At 43.2% G+C, this 19,711-nt stretch carries 13 protein-coding genes; 7 read left to right on the top strand and 6 right to left on the bottom strand.

Going from position 1 to position 19,711, the window contains the following annotated elements; translation table 11 throughout:
- Window positions 1–89: 89 nt before the first annotated feature.
- A complete protein-coding gene (gene recQ, locus EPX21_RS02965; protein WP_134088196.1) occupies window positions 90–2,279 on the bottom strand; it encodes a DNA helicase RecQ in 2,190 nt (729 codons plus the stop codon).
- Between the two features lie 96 nt (window positions 2,280–2,375).
- On the opposite strand from recQ, the gene EPX21_RS02960 reads away from it, so the two are divergent.
- Window positions 2,376–3,341 (top strand): SIS domain-containing protein, encoded by a 966-nt coding sequence (locus tag EPX21_RS02960; RefSeq protein WP_134088195.1) that lies wholly within the window; start codon window positions 2,376–2,378, stop codon window positions 3,339–3,341.
- 129 nt (window positions 3,342–3,470) lie between these two features.
- Here EPX21_RS02960 and EPX21_RS02955 read toward each other — a convergent pair whose 3' ends face one another.
- The 4 genes from EPX21_RS02955 to hemF form a co-directional block, all read right to left on the bottom strand.
- Window positions 3,471–4,658 (bottom strand): tetratricopeptide repeat protein, encoded by a 1,188-nt coding sequence (locus tag EPX21_RS02955; RefSeq protein ID WP_134088194.1) that lies wholly within the window; start codon window positions 4,656–4,658, stop codon window positions 3,471–3,473.
- Window positions 4,659–4,752: 94 nt separating this feature from the next.
- Complete coding sequence (locus EPX21_RS02950; RefSeq protein WP_134088193.1) at window positions 4,753–5,874, bottom strand: lipopolysaccharide assembly protein LapB; 1,122 nt, start codon at window positions 5,872–5,874, stop codon at window positions 4,753–4,755.
- 104 nt (window positions 5,875–5,978) lie between these two features.
- On the bottom strand, window positions 5,979–8,570 hold the full coding sequence (gene gyrA, locus EPX21_RS02945) for a DNA gyrase subunit A (RefSeq protein ID WP_134088192.1): 2,592 nt from the start codon (window positions 8,568–8,570) through the stop codon (window positions 5,979–5,981).
- A gap of 117 nt (window positions 8,571–8,687) precedes the next feature.
- Complete coding sequence (gene hemF, locus EPX21_RS02940) at window positions 8,688–9,593, bottom strand: oxygen-dependent coproporphyrinogen oxidase (RefSeq protein ID WP_134088318.1); 906 nt, start codon at window positions 9,591–9,593, stop codon at window positions 8,688–8,690.
- Between the two features lie 600 nt (window positions 9,594–10,193).
- On the opposite strand from hemF, the gene EPX21_RS02935 reads away from it, so the two are divergent.
- The 6 genes from EPX21_RS02935 to EPX21_RS02910 all read left to right on the top strand — a co-directional run bounded on the left by EPX21_RS02935 (window position 10,194) and on the right by EPX21_RS02910 (window position 18,369).
- Window positions 10,194–10,877 carry a response regulator transcription factor gene (locus EPX21_RS02935; protein WP_134088191.1) on the top strand — a complete coding sequence of 228 codons (684 nt, stop codon included), beginning with the start codon at window positions 10,194–10,196 and terminating at the stop codon, window positions 10,875–10,877.
- A gap of 9 nt (window positions 10,878–10,886) precedes the next feature.
- The gene (locus EPX21_RS02930; protein ID WP_134088190.1) at window positions 10,887–12,269 is read left to right on the top strand and encodes an ATP-binding protein; all 1,383 of its coding nucleotides are present in this window, start codon (window positions 10,887–10,889) and stop codon (window positions 12,267–12,269) included.
- 168 nt (window positions 12,270–12,437) lie between these two features.
- Window positions 12,438–13,688 (top strand): TolC family protein, encoded by a 1,251-nt coding sequence (locus tag EPX21_RS02925; protein WP_134088189.1) that lies wholly within the window; start codon window positions 12,438–12,440, stop codon window positions 13,686–13,688.
- A 42-nt stretch (window positions 13,689–13,730) separates the two neighbouring features.
- Entirely contained in the window at window positions 13,731–14,738 is a 1,008-nt protein-coding gene (locus EPX21_RS02920; RefSeq protein ID WP_134088188.1) for an efflux RND transporter periplasmic adaptor subunit, read from the top strand.
- Between the two features lie 147 nt (window positions 14,739–14,885).
- Window positions 14,886–15,209 carry a DUF190 domain-containing protein gene (locus tag EPX21_RS02915; protein WP_134088187.1) on the top strand — a complete coding sequence of 108 codons (324 nt, stop codon included), beginning with the start codon at window positions 14,886–14,888 and terminating at the stop codon, window positions 15,207–15,209.
- Window positions 15,202–18,369: an efflux RND transporter permease subunit gene (locus tag EPX21_RS02910; RefSeq protein WP_134088186.1), complete on the top strand. Its 3,168-nt coding sequence runs from the start codon at window positions 15,202–15,204 to the stop codon at window positions 18,367–18,369. Before EPX21_RS02915 ends, EPX21_RS02910 begins: the two co-directional genes overlap by 8 nt.
- 71 nt (window positions 18,370–18,440) lie before the next feature.
- On the opposite strand, the gene EPX21_RS02905 is transcribed toward EPX21_RS02910, so the two are convergent.
- A complete protein-coding gene (locus EPX21_RS02905) occupies window positions 18,441–19,673 on the bottom strand; it encodes an MFS transporter (protein ID WP_134088185.1) in 1,233 nt (410 codons plus the stop codon).
- Window positions 19,674–19,711 lie beyond the last annotated feature (38 nt).

Raw genomic sequence — 19,711 nt, 5'->3', positions numbered from 1 at the left:
TGTTATTATCTATATATAAATGCACTAAGCTATACGCAGTAAGCGATATCACTTAACCCCATGCTGCTCAGCGAATCACTGTCAGCTTATCAATTTCCGAGCTCGGACATAAATTTAATCCGCATCAATTGGATCTCTTCAAATGTATAATCCTCCGTCCCTAAATCGCTCAATGCAGCGTCAATCGAATCTACCTCGGCTGTACGGAAATAATCAAAAACTTCCTCCTGGCGGTCTCCATCAATCATCTCATCTATGAAATAGTTCAAATTAAGCTTGGTTCCAGAGTTAACGATGGATTCAACCTCTTTTAATATATCTTCATAAGACAAGCCCTTGGCCGAAGCAATGTCGTCTAAACCTATCTTTCGGTCAATATTCTGAATAATGGAAACTTTCAATGCTGACTTATTAGCTGTTCCTTTAATGACCAGATCTACCGGACGGTCGATATCGTTCTCCTCCACATAGCTTTTGATTAACGAAACAAATTGGCTGCCAAACTTTGCCGCTTTCCCCGCGCCTACTCCATGAATCTGTTTCAGTTCATCTAAGGTTACCGGGTAATGAGTACACATCTCTTCTAGGGAAGGATCCTGAAAAATAACGAATGGAGGCAGCCCCTTACTTTTTGCTATCTTTTTTCTCAAGTCCTTTAGCATCTGCAACAGCTGTGTATCCAAAGCTCCACCGCCTTGCGTTTGTGCCTCATCCCCATCTTCGTCCGTTTTCTCCATCGGATTGTTTAAGTAGAACTTGATGCTATAAGGGTTGTCAATAAAATCCATTCCTGTTTTAGTCAACTTTAATAGCCCATAGTTATCTATATCCTTATATAAAAAGTTGTCTAACACGGCTTGTCTCAACAACGACTTCCAATATACCAAGCCCTGTTCTTTTCCAGATCCGAAAAACGGATGCGTGTCGTGCTTGTATGACGAAACAGGCTGATTGTTTTGTCCGATCATGACGTTAATGATATGGAAATCATCAAACTTTTCTCCTTGCTCTTTAATAAAAGACAACACCTTATGTAAGGATTCATCGGCATCAAACTGTGTACGATGGCTATTACAGTTATCGCACATATTGTTACAGCCCGCCTCATTAAAATTTTCGCCAAAATAGTGGAGGATTTGCTTTCTTCTACACACCGATGATTCGGAATAATCGATGACCTCCTTGAGTATCTGCGTCCCAATTTCCCTCTCAGAAACAGGCTTATCCTTCATGAACTTGGTTAGCTTCTCTATATCTTTCTCCGAGTAAAAGGCGACACAAACGCCCTCACCACCATCACGTCCTGCTCTGCCGGTTTCCTGATAGTAGCCTTCCATACTTTTGGGTATATCATGATGGATTACATACCGAACGTCCGGTTTATCGATGCCCATCCCAAAAGCAATCGTTGCCACTATAACCTCCACATCTTCCATCAAGAATTTATCTTGCGTCTCGGCTCTTGTTTTTGCGTCCAGACCGGCATGGTAAGGCAGCGCCGGAATGCCGTTGATATTAAGTACTTCGGCAATTTCCTCTACTTTCTTGCGACTTAAACAATAAATAATACCCGATTTGCCCGTGTTATTTTTTATAAATTTTACAATTTCCTTAACCACGTTCTTCTTCGGTCGTACCTCATAGTATAGATTCGGCCGATTAAAGGAAGACTTAAATAAGGTGGCATCCGTCATTTGCAAATTTTTGCGTATATCTGACTGGACCTTCGGCGTGGCTGTAGCAGTTAACGCAATGATGGGTATGTTCTCTCCTATCCCATTGATTACCTGCCTGATTTTTCGATATTCAGGTCGGAAGTCATGCCCCCATTCTGAAATACAATGAGCCTCATCCACCGCCACGAATGACACCGTTATCAGTTTAAGGAATTCGATGTTATCAGCTTTTGAAAGCGATTCAGGAGCTACGTACAGCAGTTTCGTTTTGCCGTCCAACACATCCTGTTTCACTCGGGTAATTTCGCTTTTATTGAGTGACGAGTTTAGAAAGTGGGCAATACTGTCCGTTCCTCCAAAAGCCCTTAATTGGTCAACCTGATTCTTCATCAGTGCTATCAACGGTGATATAACAACAGCGGTTCCCTCACTCATTAATGCCGGTAACTGATAACATATTGATTTTCCGCCACCGGTTGGCATTATCACAAACGTGTCCTTTTTTTGCAGAATATTGGTTATTATCGCCTCTTGATCTCCCTTAAAAGTATCAAAACCAAAAAAATTCTGCAAATTGTCAAATAATGTTTTTTCTATCTCCATTGTCCTTCCGAAAAATTAAAGAAAGGCTTATGTCCATTAATATTTAAAATAACATAAATTTGCCTTAATTCTTACTAAAATTAATAAAAAATATCCGTGAAAACCAAATCTGACATTGAAAATATTGCCATTACCGCACTATCATTAGAAGCCGAAGCGATTAGTAATTTGACCAAAAATATCAACGACGATTTCATCAACACCGTATATGCCATACTGAGTATAAAGGGCCGTGTAATTATTACAGGAATAGGTAAAAGTGCTATCATTGCACAGAAAATTGTTGCCACCATGAACTCTACAGGAACACCGGCAATTTTCATGCACGCGGCAGACGCCATTCACGGAGATTTAGGGATGCTACAACAAGAGGACATTGTAATAGCCATCTCTAGGAGCGGAAATACCCCGGAAATCAAAGTGCTTGTACCACTGCTTAAAAATTCCAACGCAAAGATAATCGCAATGGTTGGAAATACAAAATCCTATTTGGCCGAACAGGCAGATTTCCTACTGGATACAACGGTCTCCAGAGAAGCATGCCCGTTAAATTTGGCGCCCACCACGAGTACTACGGCGCAACTTGCTATGGGCGACGCATTGGCCATCTGCCTCCTGGAATGCCGGTCTTTCACCAATGATGATTTTGCCAAATATCACCCAGGCGGTGCGCTTGGAAAACAGCTTTACCTAAAGGTGGGCGATTTGGCTCGTCAGCACACTAAGCCAGCGGTAGAAAGTGACACGCCTATTAAAGCAGTATTGGTGGAAATAACTAAAAATCGAATGGGTGCGGTAGCCGTAGTTGACGACAGAAAAATCATCGGCGTGATTACCGACGGCGATATAAGAAGGATGCTTGAATCAAATCAAGATATCGGACAGTTAAAAGCCGAAGATATTATGGGAAGAAACCCCAAAGTTATCCAACACGACGAATTGGCCGTCCATGCACTGAACATGATGCGAAATAACCATATTACCCAGCTTTTGGTGGTTCGCAGCGATCAGTACGACGGTATTATTCATCTACACGATCTGCTGAATGAGGGTATTATTTAGTTGTGGCAGGACATAAGACATATGGCATAAGCCTAAATACTTTATATCCTAACCCTTATATCTCATATCCGATCATAAAAAAAGCTGTTCCCTTATGAGAACAGCTTTTTTTATGATTAAAGCACTTGCTTAAAGCGCGTTTATTTTATCTGTAATTTCTTTGGTTTTCGCCTCATCTCCTTTCAACTGGTAATAGAAACGCATATTTTCCCAATACCCTTTCGTTTGCGGATCCAGCGTAGTAGCCTTTTCTAAATAAGGTACTGCTGTATCGGCTATTTTATAAGCCTCCTCCAATTTAGCTTTGTATTCCGCCTCTTTATTGGTAGGGATTCCGCTAGCAGCGTTATAGATATCTCTTGCCTTGTTCAGAATGATCGCAGCGGCAGCGCCATAGTTGCGGGCATCATCCGGTTTCGCTTCGATACCTTTTTTATACGCTTCCAGAGCTTTATCTGGTTCTTTAGTCGACTCGTATGCATAACCTAAAAAGAACGGTAAGTCGCCATTAGAAGGGTCAGCTGCCATTTGTGATTCAATGTCTTTAATTACTTTCTCACTGTTTCCACTCGTAATATTCAACACGATCTTTTGATTGATAATTTTAGCGCTATCTGGAAAGTTCGTTGCAGCCTCATCGATATACTTAATGGCCGATACAGTATCGCCCTTCTTTAAATAAGCATCTGATAAATTTAGGTAAGCATCTGAGCTTTTAGGAATCAATTCTTTGAATTTACTGATTGCTTCGTCATATTGCTGATTATTTTGCGCAGCAATCCCTGCGTACAAGGTCAATATCGAATCACCGGGCATATACTTCAAGCCATTATTGAAAGCGGTATAAGCGGAAGCAAAATCGTTGGTTTCGAAGGCTTTCACACCATTCCCGATTTCATAATTGGCTAATAAGCTTCCCGCTCTTTCCATATTACCTTTAAGTTCCTCATCATCTTTTCCCTCATTTAAACTTTTAGCTTTTGCGAACGCTTCACCGGCCGCTTTATAGGAAGCCTCCCCCTCTGCCGCTTTACCGGCCTTCTGGTTAATCATTGCATATTCCGCATTGATCAAAGTTAAGTAAGTCCATGTTTCAGGCAAATCTTTCGTCTTGTCATGGGCAGCGGCCTTATCAATAGCTTCCTTAGCTTCACCCAGTTCTTTCATTGCAAGTTCTGGCACGTTTTCAACGCCTCCACCCGTAAGGGTTGCAAATGAACTGTATTTACTTTTTGCTTTACTAAGCTCTCCCTTCTGTGCAAATGCAGCTGTCGAACCTAGTAAAAGTGTAGCTAATAAAATCGATTTAATTTTCATTTCTCTATAATTTGTGTTCTTAGTGATTTGTTATTTGTTAGTACCTACCAATGTTGCCTTTCGCTCAACGTTAGTAGGAAAAACTCACACCGCCCTAGTTCATATTCATCTGACTTAGTTGACTGTTCACACGTTCAAGCTGCACGCCATTTCCGGATTTGTCAAATAAAACAGCTAACGACTTTAGAGCTTTAACAGCATTTGGATCTATTTCGTTTGCTTTTAATAAATATTTTTGTGCTTCGTACTGCTTCTCCAGATCCGTCGGATCTTTTACAAAATCCCTTAAGTACAATAGCCCCAATTCGTAATTACTATTGTAGTCGTCCGGATTGAGTTCCAGCGTTCGTTGATAATAGCTTTCAGCCTTTTCACGATCACCAGTGACCTCGTAAGCATAACCAATCAGATAGTTGAGATTTATACTTTCAGGTTCCATAGCGGTGGCTTCTTCTGCCAGGGCTACGATTGCGTCATAAGCGCCACTACTTGCATACAGATTCAACAGAGCAAAAAGGATATCCTTGTTGGTAGGGAAATATTCCCGTCCTTTCAGCAATACATTTTTCGCAGCGTTATTGTCGCGCTTATTGAGGTAAATTTTAGCCAGTGTAAGAATGTAGCTCGGTTTGGCTGATGATTTATTTTGGATGAATTCGTTATACAACTTGATAGCATCGTCCGGTCTGTCCAAACGCTCACTCAGTAAAGCCAAATTGTGCTTTGTATTCGCTGTGCTGTTATACTCATTCACCTTTCCGAATAGGCGATAGGCCTCATCGTAGTTGTTATTAGTGAGCGCACGGTTTGCGCGAATCAAATAAGCTGCCGCCAAACGTTTTTTCAGGTAATTGATCTGCGCTTCATTCTCAAAATTTAGCTGCTCATCATTCAGTCGACTTAACATAAACTCCGCTTCATCAATGGGATCCTTCACATACTTTTGTGTCCGGTTAGAGTCGGCTACAGCCAGACTACTGTATACGAGTCCCCGCAATAAGGTGTTGCTATATGAGCTTGAATCTCTGCGTTCTTTATAGGCGAGATCCGCAAATTTGCGGGCTTCCAACAGATCTTTGATATCACCTGATTTTGTGTAGCGAGCGAAATTGTTATTTCCCTCCTTGATATTAGACTGAGCCCAGCCCAACTGCGTACAAAAGAAAATAATTACAGCAGTACTAGTGATGATATGTTTATACAGATCACTTTTCATTAGCCTCTTCTTTTTTAAGGCAGGTCACCCGATCCTTAAATCGGGTGACTTGCCATCAATACTTGTTAATTTTGTGTCTCGCTCCTGCGCACATAAACAGTTGATTATTCCTCTGTTTCATCCTCTTCAACATCATCTGATTCGTCGGCATCATTACCGTTTGTGTCATCTGGAATAACGTCGTTAACAACAATGTTTTCTGCATCTTCGCTACTCTCCTCTTCATCGTGATCAACTTTGGTAATGGATGCTATTTGGTCATTCTCCTTTAAGTTAATTAAGCGAACGCCCTGTGTAGCCCTCCCCATCACGCGCAACTTACTGACGGCTATTCGGATTACAATTCCCGAGCGATTAATAATCATCAAATCGTCATCGTCCGTTACGTCTTTAATGGCAACCAGCAAACCGGTTTTATCCGTTACATTTAGGGTTTTAACTCCCTTACCGCCCCTATTGGTCACCCGGTAGTCTTCCAGATCGGTACGTTTTCCATAACCTTTTTCCGAAACTACCAATACGGTCGCATCTTTTGTATTAACACTAATCATGCCAATCACTTCATCCTCCGGCCCCGCTAAGGTAACACCGCGTACACCTGTGGCAGTTCTTCCCATAGGGCGAACCGTCGACTCATTAAAACGAATAGCTCGTCCTGATTTTAAAGCCATTACAATCTCGCTGTTGCCGTTCGTTAAGCAGGCTTCCAGTAGCTGGTCACCTTCGTTTATATTGATGGCGTTAATACCGTTTGCTCTTGGTCGCGAATATGCTTCCAGCGAGGTCTTTTTAATTGTGCCCCTTTTTGTACACATAATGATGAAGTTGTTCTCCAGGTACTCCTGATCTTTCAAATTCTTCACCTTTATATAGGCTTTGATTTTTTCTTCTTTTGGAATATTGATAATGTTCTGGATGGCTCTTCCTCTGGACGTTCGGGTACCTTCCGGAATTTCAAAGGCGCGTAGCCAGAAGCAACGGCCTGCCTCGGTAAAGAACAACATATAATTATGTGCAGAAGCAGTAATAATATGGGCTGTAAAGTCTTCGTCTTTCGTCGTCGACCCTAACGCTCCCTTTCCACCTCTTGCCTGTAAACGGTACTCCGTCAATGGTGTACGCTTTACATATCCTTCATGCGATATGGTGATAACAATTTCCTCGTCATCGATAAAGTCTTCCATGCGCATATCTTCCGCTGAATGCACAATCTGGGAACGACGCTCATCTCCATACTTTTCCTTAACTTCCAAAAGCTCGTCTTTGATGATCTGCATCCGTAAGCCTTCATCGGCTAACACCGACTTTAAGTATTCGATGGTTTTCATTAACTCCTCATATTCTTCCTTGATCTTATCGCGCTCCAGACCGGTCAACCGTCGGAGCGTCATATCAAGGATGGCCCTTGCCTGAATGTCTGACAAACCGAATTTCTCCATCAAGCCAACGCGAGCATCCTCGGGCGTATCGGAAGAGCGTATTAACTGAATCACTTCGTCCAGATGGTCAAGCGCAATCAGCAAGCCTTCCAGAATATGAGCCCTTTTCTCTGCTTCGGCAAGCTCAAATTTGGTTCTGCGAATAATCACTTCATGCCGATGCTCCACAAAGTGATGAATCATATCCTTCAGGTTCAATAGCATGGGACGTCCATGCACTAATGCAATATTGTTTACGCTGAAGGAGGTCTGTAAAGCCGTGTACTTGAAAAGATTATTCAGTACGATCGAAGCATTTGCATCTCTTTTTATATCGTATACGATCCGTAAGCCTTCCCGGTCTGATTCGTCCCGAATAGCAGAAATACCCTCAATTTTCTTCTCGTTCACCAAATCTGCCGTCCGTTTGATCATTTCCGCTTTGTTTACCTGATACGGGATCTCCGTTATAATGATCGTTTCCTTATCGTTCTTTGCAACTTCTATTTCCGCTTTGGCGCGCATTACAACGCGGCCTCTTCCGGTCTCAAAAGCGTCCTGTACACCTGAATAACCGTATATCACCCCGCCCGTAGGGAAATCCGGCGCTTTGATGTATTGCATCAACTCTGCCACGGTGATATCGCGATTATCGATATAGGCAACGGTACCATCAATCACTTCGCTTAAGTTGTGAGGCGCCATATTGGTTGCCATACCGACCGCAATTCCTGACGCCCCATTCACTAACAGGTTCGGAATCTTTGTAGGAAGAACTGTCGGTTCTTGAAGCGAATCGTCGAAGTTTAATTGGTAATCAATTGTATCTTTATTGATGTCGGCAAGCATTTCCTCTGCAATCCTTTTCAACCTTGCCTCCGTATAACGCATTGCCGCAGGACTATCGCCATCAATGGAACCGAAATTCCCTTGCCCATCTACTAAAGGATAGCGAAGGCTCCATTCCTGCGCCATACGCACCATGGTATCATAAACCGACGAATCACCATGCGGATGGTATTTCCCTAACACATCACCAACTATACGGGCCGATTTTTTATAGGGCTTTCCGCTCGTTACCCCTAAGTCCAACATCCCATATAACACCCTCCTATGAACGGGCTTCAAGCCGTCCCGAACATCTGGTAAGGCTCTTGAAACAATAACCGACATCGAATAGTCGATGTAGGCAGCTTTCATTTCCTCTTCTATACTAATAGGTATGATCCGGTCGTTAGCCGGCACCAAATTATCGTCATTTTCTGTTTCGTCAGCCATACTTGTTTAGTCCATTAAAAAACTATTTCGCTTTAGTGCTTGCGAAAATAATAAAAATCTTTGAGAATTAACCATCCACCTCAAGGCAGTCGATGAGGTCACTATTTAACCCCGCAGCTATTCCTTTTCCACCCAGTCAATTCCTTTTTTCAGTAATCGTAGTGTTTTGTCTTCTTCCGAACCTGGCGAGGGTTGATAGTTATACACCCAATTAGCCTGAGGGGGCAAGCTCATTAAAATCGATTCGATCCGCCCATTTGTTTCCAATCCAAATTTAGTACCTGAATCATACACCAGATTGAACTCCACATACCGGCTTCTTCGGATCAATTGCCATTCCTTTTGATGAGGCGCAAAAGCGCGATCTTTGTTCCGCTTTATCAATTCAGCGTAAATAGACACGAAGCTTTCTCCAATCATCTTAGAGAACTCAAACAGCTGTTCGTAGCTAAGAGACGTATTTTCGGTATGCAGTCGATCATAGAAAATCCCCCCAATGCCGCGCGTTTCATTCCGGTGCTTGATAAAAAAATAGTCGTCTGCCCATTTTTTGAATCGGACATAAAAATCGGGATGAAACTGATCACAAACTTCCTTCAGCTTTTTATGAAAAAATGAAGCGTCTGTCGGAATGACATAATGAGGCGTTAAATCAATTCCTCCTCCAAACCACTTGGTCTGTTCATTAAGCTCAAAATAGCGGATGTTCATATGTATGATAGGCACCCATGGATTTTTAGGATGAATGACAATCGATACACCGGTCGCAAAAAAATCGTCTTCCTCTACTCCAAAGGCGGCCTTTATTTTTTCCGGCAGCTTCCCATGAACAGCAGAGAAATTCACCCCTCCTCTTTCGATTACATTTCCATTCTGCATAATACGGGTACGTCCGCCACCGCCGCCTTCCCGCGTCCAGCGCTCTTCCTCAAAAAAAGCTTTTCCATCCGCTTCTTCCAAACCCCTGCAGATACCGTCCTGAATCTGCTGGTAAGAAGCAGCAATTTCTTCTTTATTAAACATGCGGCAAAGATAAGGAATTAGGTTTCTATTACGCCACAGTAAATGCTGTTGGATAATTGCGTCCTGCATAACATTTAAAACGTCCTAATAAGTGATAATGATCCTTTTGAAACAAGTAGTTGCGTATACGTTCCCGATTAGCTCACTCTTTCGTCGAGGGTGGAGTTGTTCGTTTTTTCCGGCAAAGCCTGCATAACTGGAATTCCTCCATCATAATCAATAACGCTTCCCATCTTGCCAAAAAGGAATTGTTTACACCGTTTTTTATAATTGCCAAAAATTATCAAAATCGGTCAATATTTATTTAAATAAAGTCACAACATACTATATATCAGTATACAAAATCCAATAACACAAAACCACAATGCTATCCCGATTGTAATTCAACACAAATCGATGTAACTTTGTCGTATCATAATTTAGGTTTATAATTGGTTAGTAAAGTCCCTCAATCTCCCCGGTTGAGGGCTTTTTTTTAAGGATGCCACCAAGATCATGGATCTAGTATGCAACGATCATCTCTTCTGTTTAACAAGGGCAAGGCTTCGGCTACTGAAGAACTTAAATTTTGCCTAAGTTTGTACTGCTAAATACAGAATAATGAATATTCTTATTATCGAAGACGAATTGCGTATCGCCCAACTGCTACAACGCGGACTGGAAGAACATGGCTATAAAACCGCTGTGGCTTATGACGGTATGTTGGGTAAAAAACTGGTCATGCAACACGGCTACGATTTGGTTATCATGGACATCATCCTTCCGAAGATTAACGGAATTGACTTATGCAGGGAAATAAAAGGGATTTACCCTGATCTACCGATCATTATGTTAACGGCTTTAGGAACTACCGATGACAAGCTGGAGGGTTTTGACGCCGGCGCCGATGATTACCTTGTAAAGCCCTTTGACTTTAGAGAACTTGAGGCCAGAATCCGTGTACTGCTCAAACGGGGTACGACCAATAGCCCGGGAAGCGGTGCTGCCGTATTGAAAGCGGGCGAATTGGAAATGAATCTCCATACGAGGATTGTTAAACGGGGCGAAAACGAAATCAGTTTGACGCCGAAAGAATTTAAGTTGCTTGAATATATGATCCGCAACAAAGGAAGGGTTCTTCCGAGAGTCGAAATCGCAGAAAAAGTATGGGACACCACCTTCGACACGGGAACGAACTTTATCGATGTATATATTAATTATCTGCGCAACAAGATTGATAAAGCCTATGACGAAAAATATATTCACACCAAGCCCGGTATGGGATTTATTTTCAAGACTGATTAGCTACTTTTCATGAAGATTAGGAATAAACTAACCCTTTTATATTCGCTGCTTTCAGCAGGGGTTCTGCTGGTTTTTGCTTTGATCTTTTACCTTTCATTGGCTAATGATCAGAAAGATGAATTTTACAACCAGATTAAACAACATGCCATCACAAAAGTATACTTTCTGTTCGACCTCAACATCAAGCCCGAAGTACTCCAAACAATATATGCTAATAATACGCTGCGCGTCATTAATGAAGAAGTCGCAATTTACGATGAGTGGCACCGACTCATCTATCACGATGCAGAAAATAAAGACATCGTAAAAGAGACTCCTCAACTATTGGATGCAATTGTTAAAAACAAAGAAATCCGATACAAATACAATAAATACCATGTCACCGCTTTCACACTTCAACACGGTAATAAATCCTACATCATCACCGCTGCAGCTATTGATCGTTATGGACAGGAAAAACTCGATACCATCTTAGAGTATTTAGCGATTGCATTTTGTTTGTCGCTCTTATTGATTGTCATTGCCGGTCGCTTTTCCGCAGAACAGGCGCTGAAACCGGTTTCAAATATGGTTAATAACGTAGAGGAAATTACAGCCAGTAACTTGGATTCGCGAATTAACGTCGGTAGCGGTAAAGATGAACTGGCTGAACTGGCGATCACATTCAACGAAATGCTTAATCGCCTCGAAAAATCTTTTAACGCACAGAAGGAATTCGTGTCTAATATCGCGCATGAAGTTAGAACACCTTTGTCGACCATTATTACAGAATTGGAGCTTTCTTCGAATAAACCCCGAAGCGTCGAACAATATCAACAAACCATCGAATTAACGCTGAAGGATGCACAGGCACTTGCTAAGTTAACCACAAGTTTACTGGATTTAGCAAAAGCAAGCTACGACCCCACACAAATATCGTTCAAGCCCGTGCGCATCGATGAAACTCTGTTGGACGCTAAACATCAATTGCAAAAGCAGACGCCTTCTTGCCATATTGCCATTGACTTTACGGAAGTGCCCGACGCCGATGACGAGATTACCGTCAGCGGAAATAATTACCTGTTGCAAGTGGCTTTCGCTAATGTGATGGAGAATGCTTGTAAATTTTCTGACGACCAGTCGTGTGAAGTAAAAATTTCTTATCAGTACGGCTACGCGGTTGTCGACTTCATTGATAATGGCAAAGGCATTCCTGAGGCCGACTTAGCAAAGATTTTTATTCCATTCTATCGGGGCCAAAACAAAAATCGCTCTAGCGGCCATGGTATCGGTATGACCCTCTGTCAACGGATTATAGCCCTTCATCATGGTGAGATTAGCGTTTCGTCAACACGTGGAATTGGCACCAAGTTCCAGATCAAGCTACCACATTTAAAACATGGAGCTATGTGATTATTGATATCGTCTTGACACCTATATCCAATGATATCGGCAACAACAACGAATAACCAATAAAGAACTACCCTTTCTCTAATATTTTTCTAATAAAAATATAAAGCCTTTCTAACGGCTTGGGGAGCACCTATTCTCCACCTTTGCACCGAAAAACGACACCACATCATGCAAAGAGCTTTTTGGATAATAGCGCTATTATGCTTTTGTAAGTTGGCTACCGTGAGTGCTCAGCACCTGAGCTTACGGGATGCATTACGGTTTGCCAAAACGCAAAATCCAAATTTAAAAACCGAGTCCCATCAAATCAGCGCCGCGCAGGCCGACAGTATAACGGCTGCACTGCGGCCCAATCCCTCATTTCATAACGAAACGATTCAGTTGACCCAAAATAGACATTTCGCCGCCAATACGGCATGGTCCGATCCGCTAAACCGCCAAACTTTGTTTACACTGACCAAGCCTTTTCAGTTAGCCGGTCAACGGCAAAAAAAAATAAACCTGGCCCAGCAGCAGATCGATTGGTCTATAAAGAATTATCAGGAACTAGAGCGGGAAATATTTGCCGAAGTTGCTTCAAAGTGGATGGATATATACACGGCACATAAACAGCTGGATATTCTCAAAATTGCCAAAAACAACATCGACTCGCTCCGTGATATCAATGAGGTGCGACTTAAAAATCAAGTAATAACACAAACTGATTTTATGCGTACACAACTATTGTCGAAAGAATACGAGCTAAAGGTAAAGAGTGCAGCACGCGAGTTAAGCAACCTACTGGTGGAGCTCGGATATTTAATAGGTTCTCCCGTTCGGGATATAGATCTCTCTGATCAGTTTGCACTAATGGGAAACCTGGCAGTCGACTCTCTATTACAAAAAGCGCTGTTAAATCGATCGGACATCAAAGCGGCGCAGTCGCTCATGAACGTTTCCAACCAAAACATCGCTTTACAAAAAAGCTTAGCAGTGCCTGTTCCGGAGTTCGGTGTCATGTGGAACCCACAAAACCGTATTAATTATGCTGGATTTACCTTAACTTTTGATCTGCCGGTATTCTCAAGGAACCAAGGCGAGATTAGAAAGGCACTTATCTTAAAAGATCAATCCGAACAACAATACGAGGCTGTTAAGAATAAGGCTGAAGCAGAGCTAACGACCGCCTACGCCAGTTATCAAACCCAAAGGCAGAACACACATCAATTTACCGACAGCCTACTTAGACAGTCGGAACACATACTGGCAAACGTTAAATATGCCTATCTCCGCGGAGGAACCACCTTGATCGATTTTTTAGAGGCACAGCGTAGTTGGCTCGAAACGCAACAGCAATACTACGACGCCTTCCAACTTTACCAGCAAAGCTATATTCAACTGCTTTATGCCAGCGGCTTAATTTGCCAACTGGCCGATTGAACGCGTTATTGAAATAACAATTAAAAAGATACACATACTAAAATGAAACCGATTTTATATTTGTTAACGTCCGTTCTTTTATGGACAGCCTGCTCTCGCGGCCAAGACAGTCCGGTTGAGCGCATAATAGCGCCTTCCGTGAGCGATAACGGCCAATACGTCAGCTTCACAGACAGCACAATGAGGAACTTCTTCGAGTCGGCACCAATCTTTGACAGCTCGATGACCGCTTCTTATACAGCGCCGGGTAAAATTGCTGCTACAGTGGTTGTCTCCGCTGCAGGCGCTTCGCAGAATGTAGTACTTTTCGACAATCCGGATTTAGCCGCCAGTTACACCGCCTTGGCACAGCATCAAACCAATATCCATCAAATTCAGCAGATTAATATTAAGCAAAAGGAAATTGAGTTGGAGCGCGCTTCCGATTTATTAAGTCATGGGGCGGCCACCGGACGCGATGTACTGGAAGCGCAAACCGCCCTTTCACTTGAGAAAAGTAACCTTGCAAATGAAAAAGCAGCACTTATACAGTACGAAGCCAGTCTAAAGCAGGGAGGCTTTGATCCCACTGCGCTCAGAAAAGCACCTGTAGGTAAAGCTTACGTGATTTGTGATATACCCGAAAATCAAATTAATGCGATACAAGAAGGCGCTTCCTGCGAACTGCTGTTTTCGGCATTCCCCGAAAAAACCTTTAAGGGAGAAGTCGAAGACATTGCCGATGTTATCGATAACGTAACACGCATGGTAAAACTCCGTGTCAGCGTATTGGATCATAGCAGTTCCCTGAAGGCCGGTATGTTTGCCCAGGTGACATTCGACTTAAAAAGCGTAGGCGACCGCCTAACCATCAACAAAAAATCTTTAGTAACCGTGGATGGTAAGGACTACGTCTTTATAAACAAGGGAAACGGTGTCTTTGAGCGAAAGGCGATAAAAACGGGACAGCAAATAGGCGATCATCTCATCGTGCTGGAAGGATTAAAAAAGGACGACGAAGTAATTACCAAAGGAGCTATTCAGCTTAAGGGACTCTCTTTTGGCTATTAGTAATTGAATCCTGAATTGATAGCAAAAGAAGCAGCACCTGCCTTCGTAACCTCAGGGATCACCAGAAAAGCAACGGAGAATATTCGTTAGGTATGCGATGGCTTCGAATAACAAACAACAAGTAACAAATAACAAACAACGAACCTCATGTTACAAGTACAGATTTTTATCAATAAAAACGAGTTCCTCGGAAGTCAACCACTATATGAATTTATCATACAATTTTTGATTGAACAACAAGTGAAAAGCGCGACGGCTTTTAATGGAGATCTCGGCTATTTAGGAGGCAGTCACCTAAACCGCCCGAACGATCTCTTCAGCTTTGACGAAGTTCCTTTACTGATCACCTTTATTGATGAAGACGACAAGGTTAACGCAGTACTGAAATCGCTACGGAACATAACAAAGGCAGGATACATAGTAATTCACGAAGTGAAAGAATGGCCCGGAAAAAAGAAAGAAAATGATTAGGAATTTATTGATATTCTCATTAAAAAACCGTTGGACCGTCGTTGCTACCGGCATTGTACTCATGGCGGCGGGATACTATTGCTTTACTCAGCTTAAAATAGAAGCATATCCCGATATCGCGGATACCAATGTGATTGTAGTCGCGCCATTTCCGGGAAGAGCAGCAGAGGAAGTAGAACAGCAAGTCACCGTTCCGATCGAACGGGCTTTACAAAACACACCAAATGTGCTGGATCGAAGGAGCCGTACCATATTTGGCTTAGCGGTGGTCCAGCTTACATTTAAAGATGGCACAGACGATTATTTTGCGCGCCAACAGGTAATGGAGCGTTTAGCTGCAGCGGAACTGCCTGACGGCGTAAATCCGGAATTAGCACCGCTTTCAACCGCTGTTGGCGAAATCATGCGTTATGTCGTCGAAGCACCAGCAAGCTTTACGCCTACACAACTGCGCGATCTGCAGGACTGGGTTATCAAACCAGCCCTGCTACAAGTGCCCGGCATTGCCGATGTAACGACCTTTGGTGGACCGATGAAGCAGTTCCATATCTTTTTATCACCCGAAAAGTTACGTAAATACGGCCTGAGCATAGGCGAGATCGAAACAGCTGTCGATAACAACAATCAAAACACTGGTGGTAATATTATAAACCGAGGCGGCCAGGGTTTCGCTGTCAGAGGTCTAGGGGCAATCAAATCGGAAAATGACATTTTGAATATCGTGTTGAAGTCGGAAAACGGCATGCCTATATTTGTACGTGATGTTGGCAATGTCGAAGTGGGCCCTCCTCCGCCTAATGGCGTTTTAGGCTATACCGTTACAGCCGACAGTTTAGATGTAGCTAATGGCGTAGAAGGCATTGTGCTCTTACGCCGCTATGAAAATCCGAGCGACGCATTGGCCTTACTGAAACAAAAAATAGCCGATATAGAGGTGCATGACCTGCCCGAGGGCATACGCATCAGGCCGCTTTACGACCGTAGCTTTCTCATAGACCACTCATTAGAAGCGGTCGCCCATACGCTTTTTGAAGGAATCAGCATAGTAGTGATTCTCCTTATATTTTTTCTTGGAAGTGTACGCAGTGCGCTGGTCGTATCATTAACAATTCCATTTTCACTTCTTTTTGCTTTCATCCTCATGCGCCTCACCGGCATCCCTGCGAACTTACTTTCGCTCGGAGCGATTGACTTTGGCATCATCGTAGATGGAGCCTGTGTAATGGTAGAACACCTGATCCGAAAGTACCGAACAGCTACCACAGAGGAAAAGAAACAGGGTATCATCAAGATTACTCTTTTATCGGCACAGGAGGTCGGTAGAGAGATCTTCTTTTCGGTTACCATTATCATCTTGGCCTACATGCCTATTCTATTGATGACCCGAGTTGAAGGAAAATTGTTTTCGCCGATGGCTTTAACCTTAGCGTTTGCAGTAATAGGCTCCATGTTGGCAGCGCTCACCATCATACCGGTGTTGATCTCCTTCGTCTACCGCAAGGCACTTGACAAACAGGGAGCACCTTTGAAAGAGCAGCGTAACAAAGTATTGGATTTTCTGGAAAACTTATATGGCAAGCTCCTCAAAAGATTTATTGCACAACATAAACGCACGGTTATCATTGGCTTTTTCGTGGTTGCCATCGGTATACTTGCAGGTGTTAAATTAGGATCGGAATTTTTGCCCTCCTTGGATGAAGGCTCTATCTTTTTACGAGGCAACTTTCCCTCGGGAATCACCATCCAGGAAAATGCAAAATATGCTCCCCTTATCAGAAAAGTAATTGCTAAATACCCTCAGGTTGCTTTTGTCATTACGCAAACCGGGCGGAACGACGACGGCACCGATCCATTTCCGGCCAATAGAAATGAAATTTTGGTGGGACTTAAGGATTATAAACTCTGGAGCGACACCATCGCTAAATCGACTTTAGTTAATAACCTGAAGACCGACTTGTCAAAAGCGCTACCAAGCGTTAGCTTCTCCAGTGGCCAGCCTATTATCGATCAGGTGATGGAGATTGTGACCGGTTCAGCCGCCGATCTGGCGGTATCAATCATTGGTGAAGATTTACACCTCATGCGTCAAAAAGCAGATAGTATCACCCATATTGTTGGCAATATGCAAGGAAGCGAATCCGTTAACATCGAGCAGGAAGGTCCGCAAGAACAAATCGCGGTCAATATAAACCGCGAGAACGCCGCCCGGTTCGGTATAAATATCTCCGACATTCAAAATATGATTGAAAGTGCTATTGGCGGGAAAATAATTTCGGAAATATATGATGGCACAAAACGATATGATATAGTCCTTCGTTACCTGCCCGAATACAGAAATGACATCAATGCGCTTAAGAGTCTGCTGGTAAGCTCCGCAACAGGCAACCTCATTCCGATGAATCAACTGGCGGATATCGAATTCATTGAAGGACAAACCAACATTTATCATTATGCCAGCAAACGCATGATCACCGTCCGAACCAACATAGAAGGGCGCGATCAAGTAAGCTTCGTCAAAGAATTACAGCGAAAAATAGATGCGGAGGTACATATCCCAAAAGGATATGACATTATTTACGGTGGACAATATGAGAACCTCGAAAGAGCCGGTAACCAACTGCTGTTCACTATTCCCTTAACCATCGGCTTGGTGTTCGCTTTCTTATATCTGCTGTACCGCAATTTCAAGGATACGCTCCTGACAATGAGCTGCATTTTATTTGCTTTAGCTGGGGGCATCTTGGCCTTATTAATAAGAGGATACTACTTTAATGTATCGGCAGGGGTTGGATTTGTTAGTATTTTTGGAATTTCGGTAATGGCCGGTGTACTCATCGTATCGGCACTCAACAGAAACTTCAGCAAGCTTTCTGTTCACACTTTACAAGATGAAGAACAGAAAGCCGTCATACTTGCCACCTCAAAAGGCCAATTGCGCGCCGTGTTGACTATTTTGGTGGTAGCGATTATTGGCTTGTTCCCTGCGGCTACCTCCAGTGGCATCGGGTCGGACGTACAGCGCCCTTTGGCGACAGTGATCATTGGCGGCTTAACAAGTACTTTATTGTTTGCGCCAATCTTGATCCCCCCCTTATTTTGGTGGACAAGTCGCAGGAAGTCGGAGCCGGAAGCAGGAAACAGTCAAATAACAGAGAAGTAAGTGAACCAGGCAATGCGATATATAGCGGATGCAGCCCTAAAGCCTGCATAAAGCCTACGCCTGATTTACAGCTATTCTTCGATGTAATTCAAATCCTTATCAAAACTTTCTTTTAGCTGACTGAGCGCAAACATCGCTACGGCACTTAGAAAAATGACCATCATCATAGCCGCATGAATAATATCGAATCGATCAACGAGCCACTCAAATAAAAAGGTGCTCGGAACAAGCGCACCACGGACAAAATTAGGTGCCGTGGTTGCGACCGTAGCTCTCAAATTGGTGCCGAACTGCTCAGAAGCGATAGTCACGAATGTAGCCCAATACCCGACCGAAAAGCCCATAAAAAACGCTAACCAGCTAAACTTTTCGGCGGTAATACCATCGCTCCCTAAATACCATAAAGAGCTAACGATAATAAGTAATTGAAAGAAAAATACGGCCTTCTTGCGCGACTTCGTTACTTGGGCATACAGGCCTGCAAAAATATCGCCCAGGGATATACCGATGTACGCGTACATAATTCCCTTCCCGGCACTGAGCGCTTCCGCAGCACCTAAAGCTATGCCGAATTCAGGAGCTTGTGTGATCAAAATACCCACGATAAACCAAATCGGCAGTCCAATTAGCATACAGTAGAGGTATCTCAAAAACCGCTCTTTTGTTTGAAATAGCATAAAAAACCGGCCTTTCAAAACGTCTTTTTGAGCGGTATCGGTAAAAAGCCCCGATTCAAACGTTCCCAGACGCATAAATAGCAGTAATAATCCCATCCCACCACCCACCAAATAGGCATTTCTCCAGGCGAAGTGTTCGGCCGTATAAAAGGCAGCAATGGCGCCTATAACGCCTATACCTGCAATGAGCATGGTTCCATAGCCACGTTTTTCGCGCGGCATGCTTTCGCTTACCAACGTTACCCCTGCACCTAACTCGCCGGCCAAACCAATACCGGCAATAAAGCGAATCCAGGCATAACTATCCACGTCGTGTACAAAACTATTCGCCATGTTAGCGAGCGAGTAAAGTAAAATGGAGCCGAACAAGACCCGTACCCTTCCAAACTTATCACCGATTATCCCCCACAGCAAGCCACCCAACAGCAAACCGATCATCTGCATATTTAAGACATATTCGCCGTCGGTCCGCATGCTTTCCGGCGACACGCCAATATCTTTAAAGCTTTGCACACGGACAATCGAAAAGATCACCAAATCATAAATGTCCACAAAGTAGCCTAAAGATGCTACCAAAACCAACAGCCAAACTTTAGCCGCCTGCTGCTTCCTATTCTGTTCTGTCATGAAAAAGGCCCATTGAAATCTGGCGGCTAAAATATAAA

The sequence above is a fragment of the Olivibacter sp. XZL3 genome, assembly GCF_004368405.1.
Classification (GTDB): Bacteria; Bacteroidota; Bacteroidia; order Sphingobacteriales; family Sphingobacteriaceae; genus Olivibacter.
The sequence above is the reverse complement of the archived record's forward strand: the minus strand, read 5'-3'. Positions and strand labels throughout refer to the sequence as shown.

Excerpts from the sequence above, each read along its gene's own strand:
- EPX21_RS02925 (WP_134088189.1), top strand. The coding sequence starts at position 12,438 with ATGCAAAGAGCTTTTTGGATAATAGCGCTATTATGCTTTTGTAAGTTG.
- EPX21_RS02935 (WP_134088191.1), top strand. The coding sequence starts at position 10,194 with ATGAATATTCTTATTATCGAAGACGAATTGCGTATCGCCCAACTGCTA.
- EPX21_RS02915 (WP_134088187.1), top strand. The coding sequence starts at position 14,886 with ATGTTACAAGTACAGATTTTTATCAATAAAAACGAGTTCCTCGGAAGT.
- EPX21_RS02920 (WP_134088188.1), top strand. The coding sequence starts at position 13,731 with ATGAAACCGATTTTATATTTGTTAACGTCCGTTCTTTTATGGACAGCC.
- EPX21_RS02950 (WP_134088193.1), bottom strand. The coding sequence starts at position 5,874 with ATGAAAAGTGATCTGTATAAACATATCATCACTAGTACTGCTGTAATT.
- EPX21_RS02955 (WP_134088194.1), bottom strand. The coding sequence starts at position 4,658 with ATGAAAATTAAATCGATTTTATTAGCTACACTTTTACTAGGTTCGACA.
- EPX21_RS02910 (WP_134088186.1), top strand. The coding sequence starts at position 15,202 with ATGATTAGGAATTTATTGATATTCTCATTAAAAAACCGTTGGACCGTC.
- EPX21_RS02905 (WP_134088185.1), bottom strand. The coding sequence starts at position 19,673 with ATGACAGAACAGAATAGGAAGCAGCAGGCGGCTAAAGTTTGGCTGTTG.
- EPX21_RS02930 (WP_134088190.1), top strand. The coding sequence starts at position 10,887 with ATGAAGATTAGGAATAAACTAACCCTTTTATATTCGCTGCTTTCAGCA.
- gyrA (WP_134088192.1), bottom strand. The coding sequence starts at position 8,570 with ATGGCTGACGAAACAGAAAATGACGATAATTTGGTGCCGGCTAACGAC.
- recQ (WP_134088196.1), bottom strand. The coding sequence starts at position 2,279 with ATGGAGATAGAAAAAACATTATTTGACAATTTGCAGAATTTTTTTGGT.
- hemF (WP_134088318.1), bottom strand. The coding sequence starts at position 9,593 with ATGTTTAATAAAGAAGAAATTGCTGCTTCTTACCAGCAGATTCAGGAC.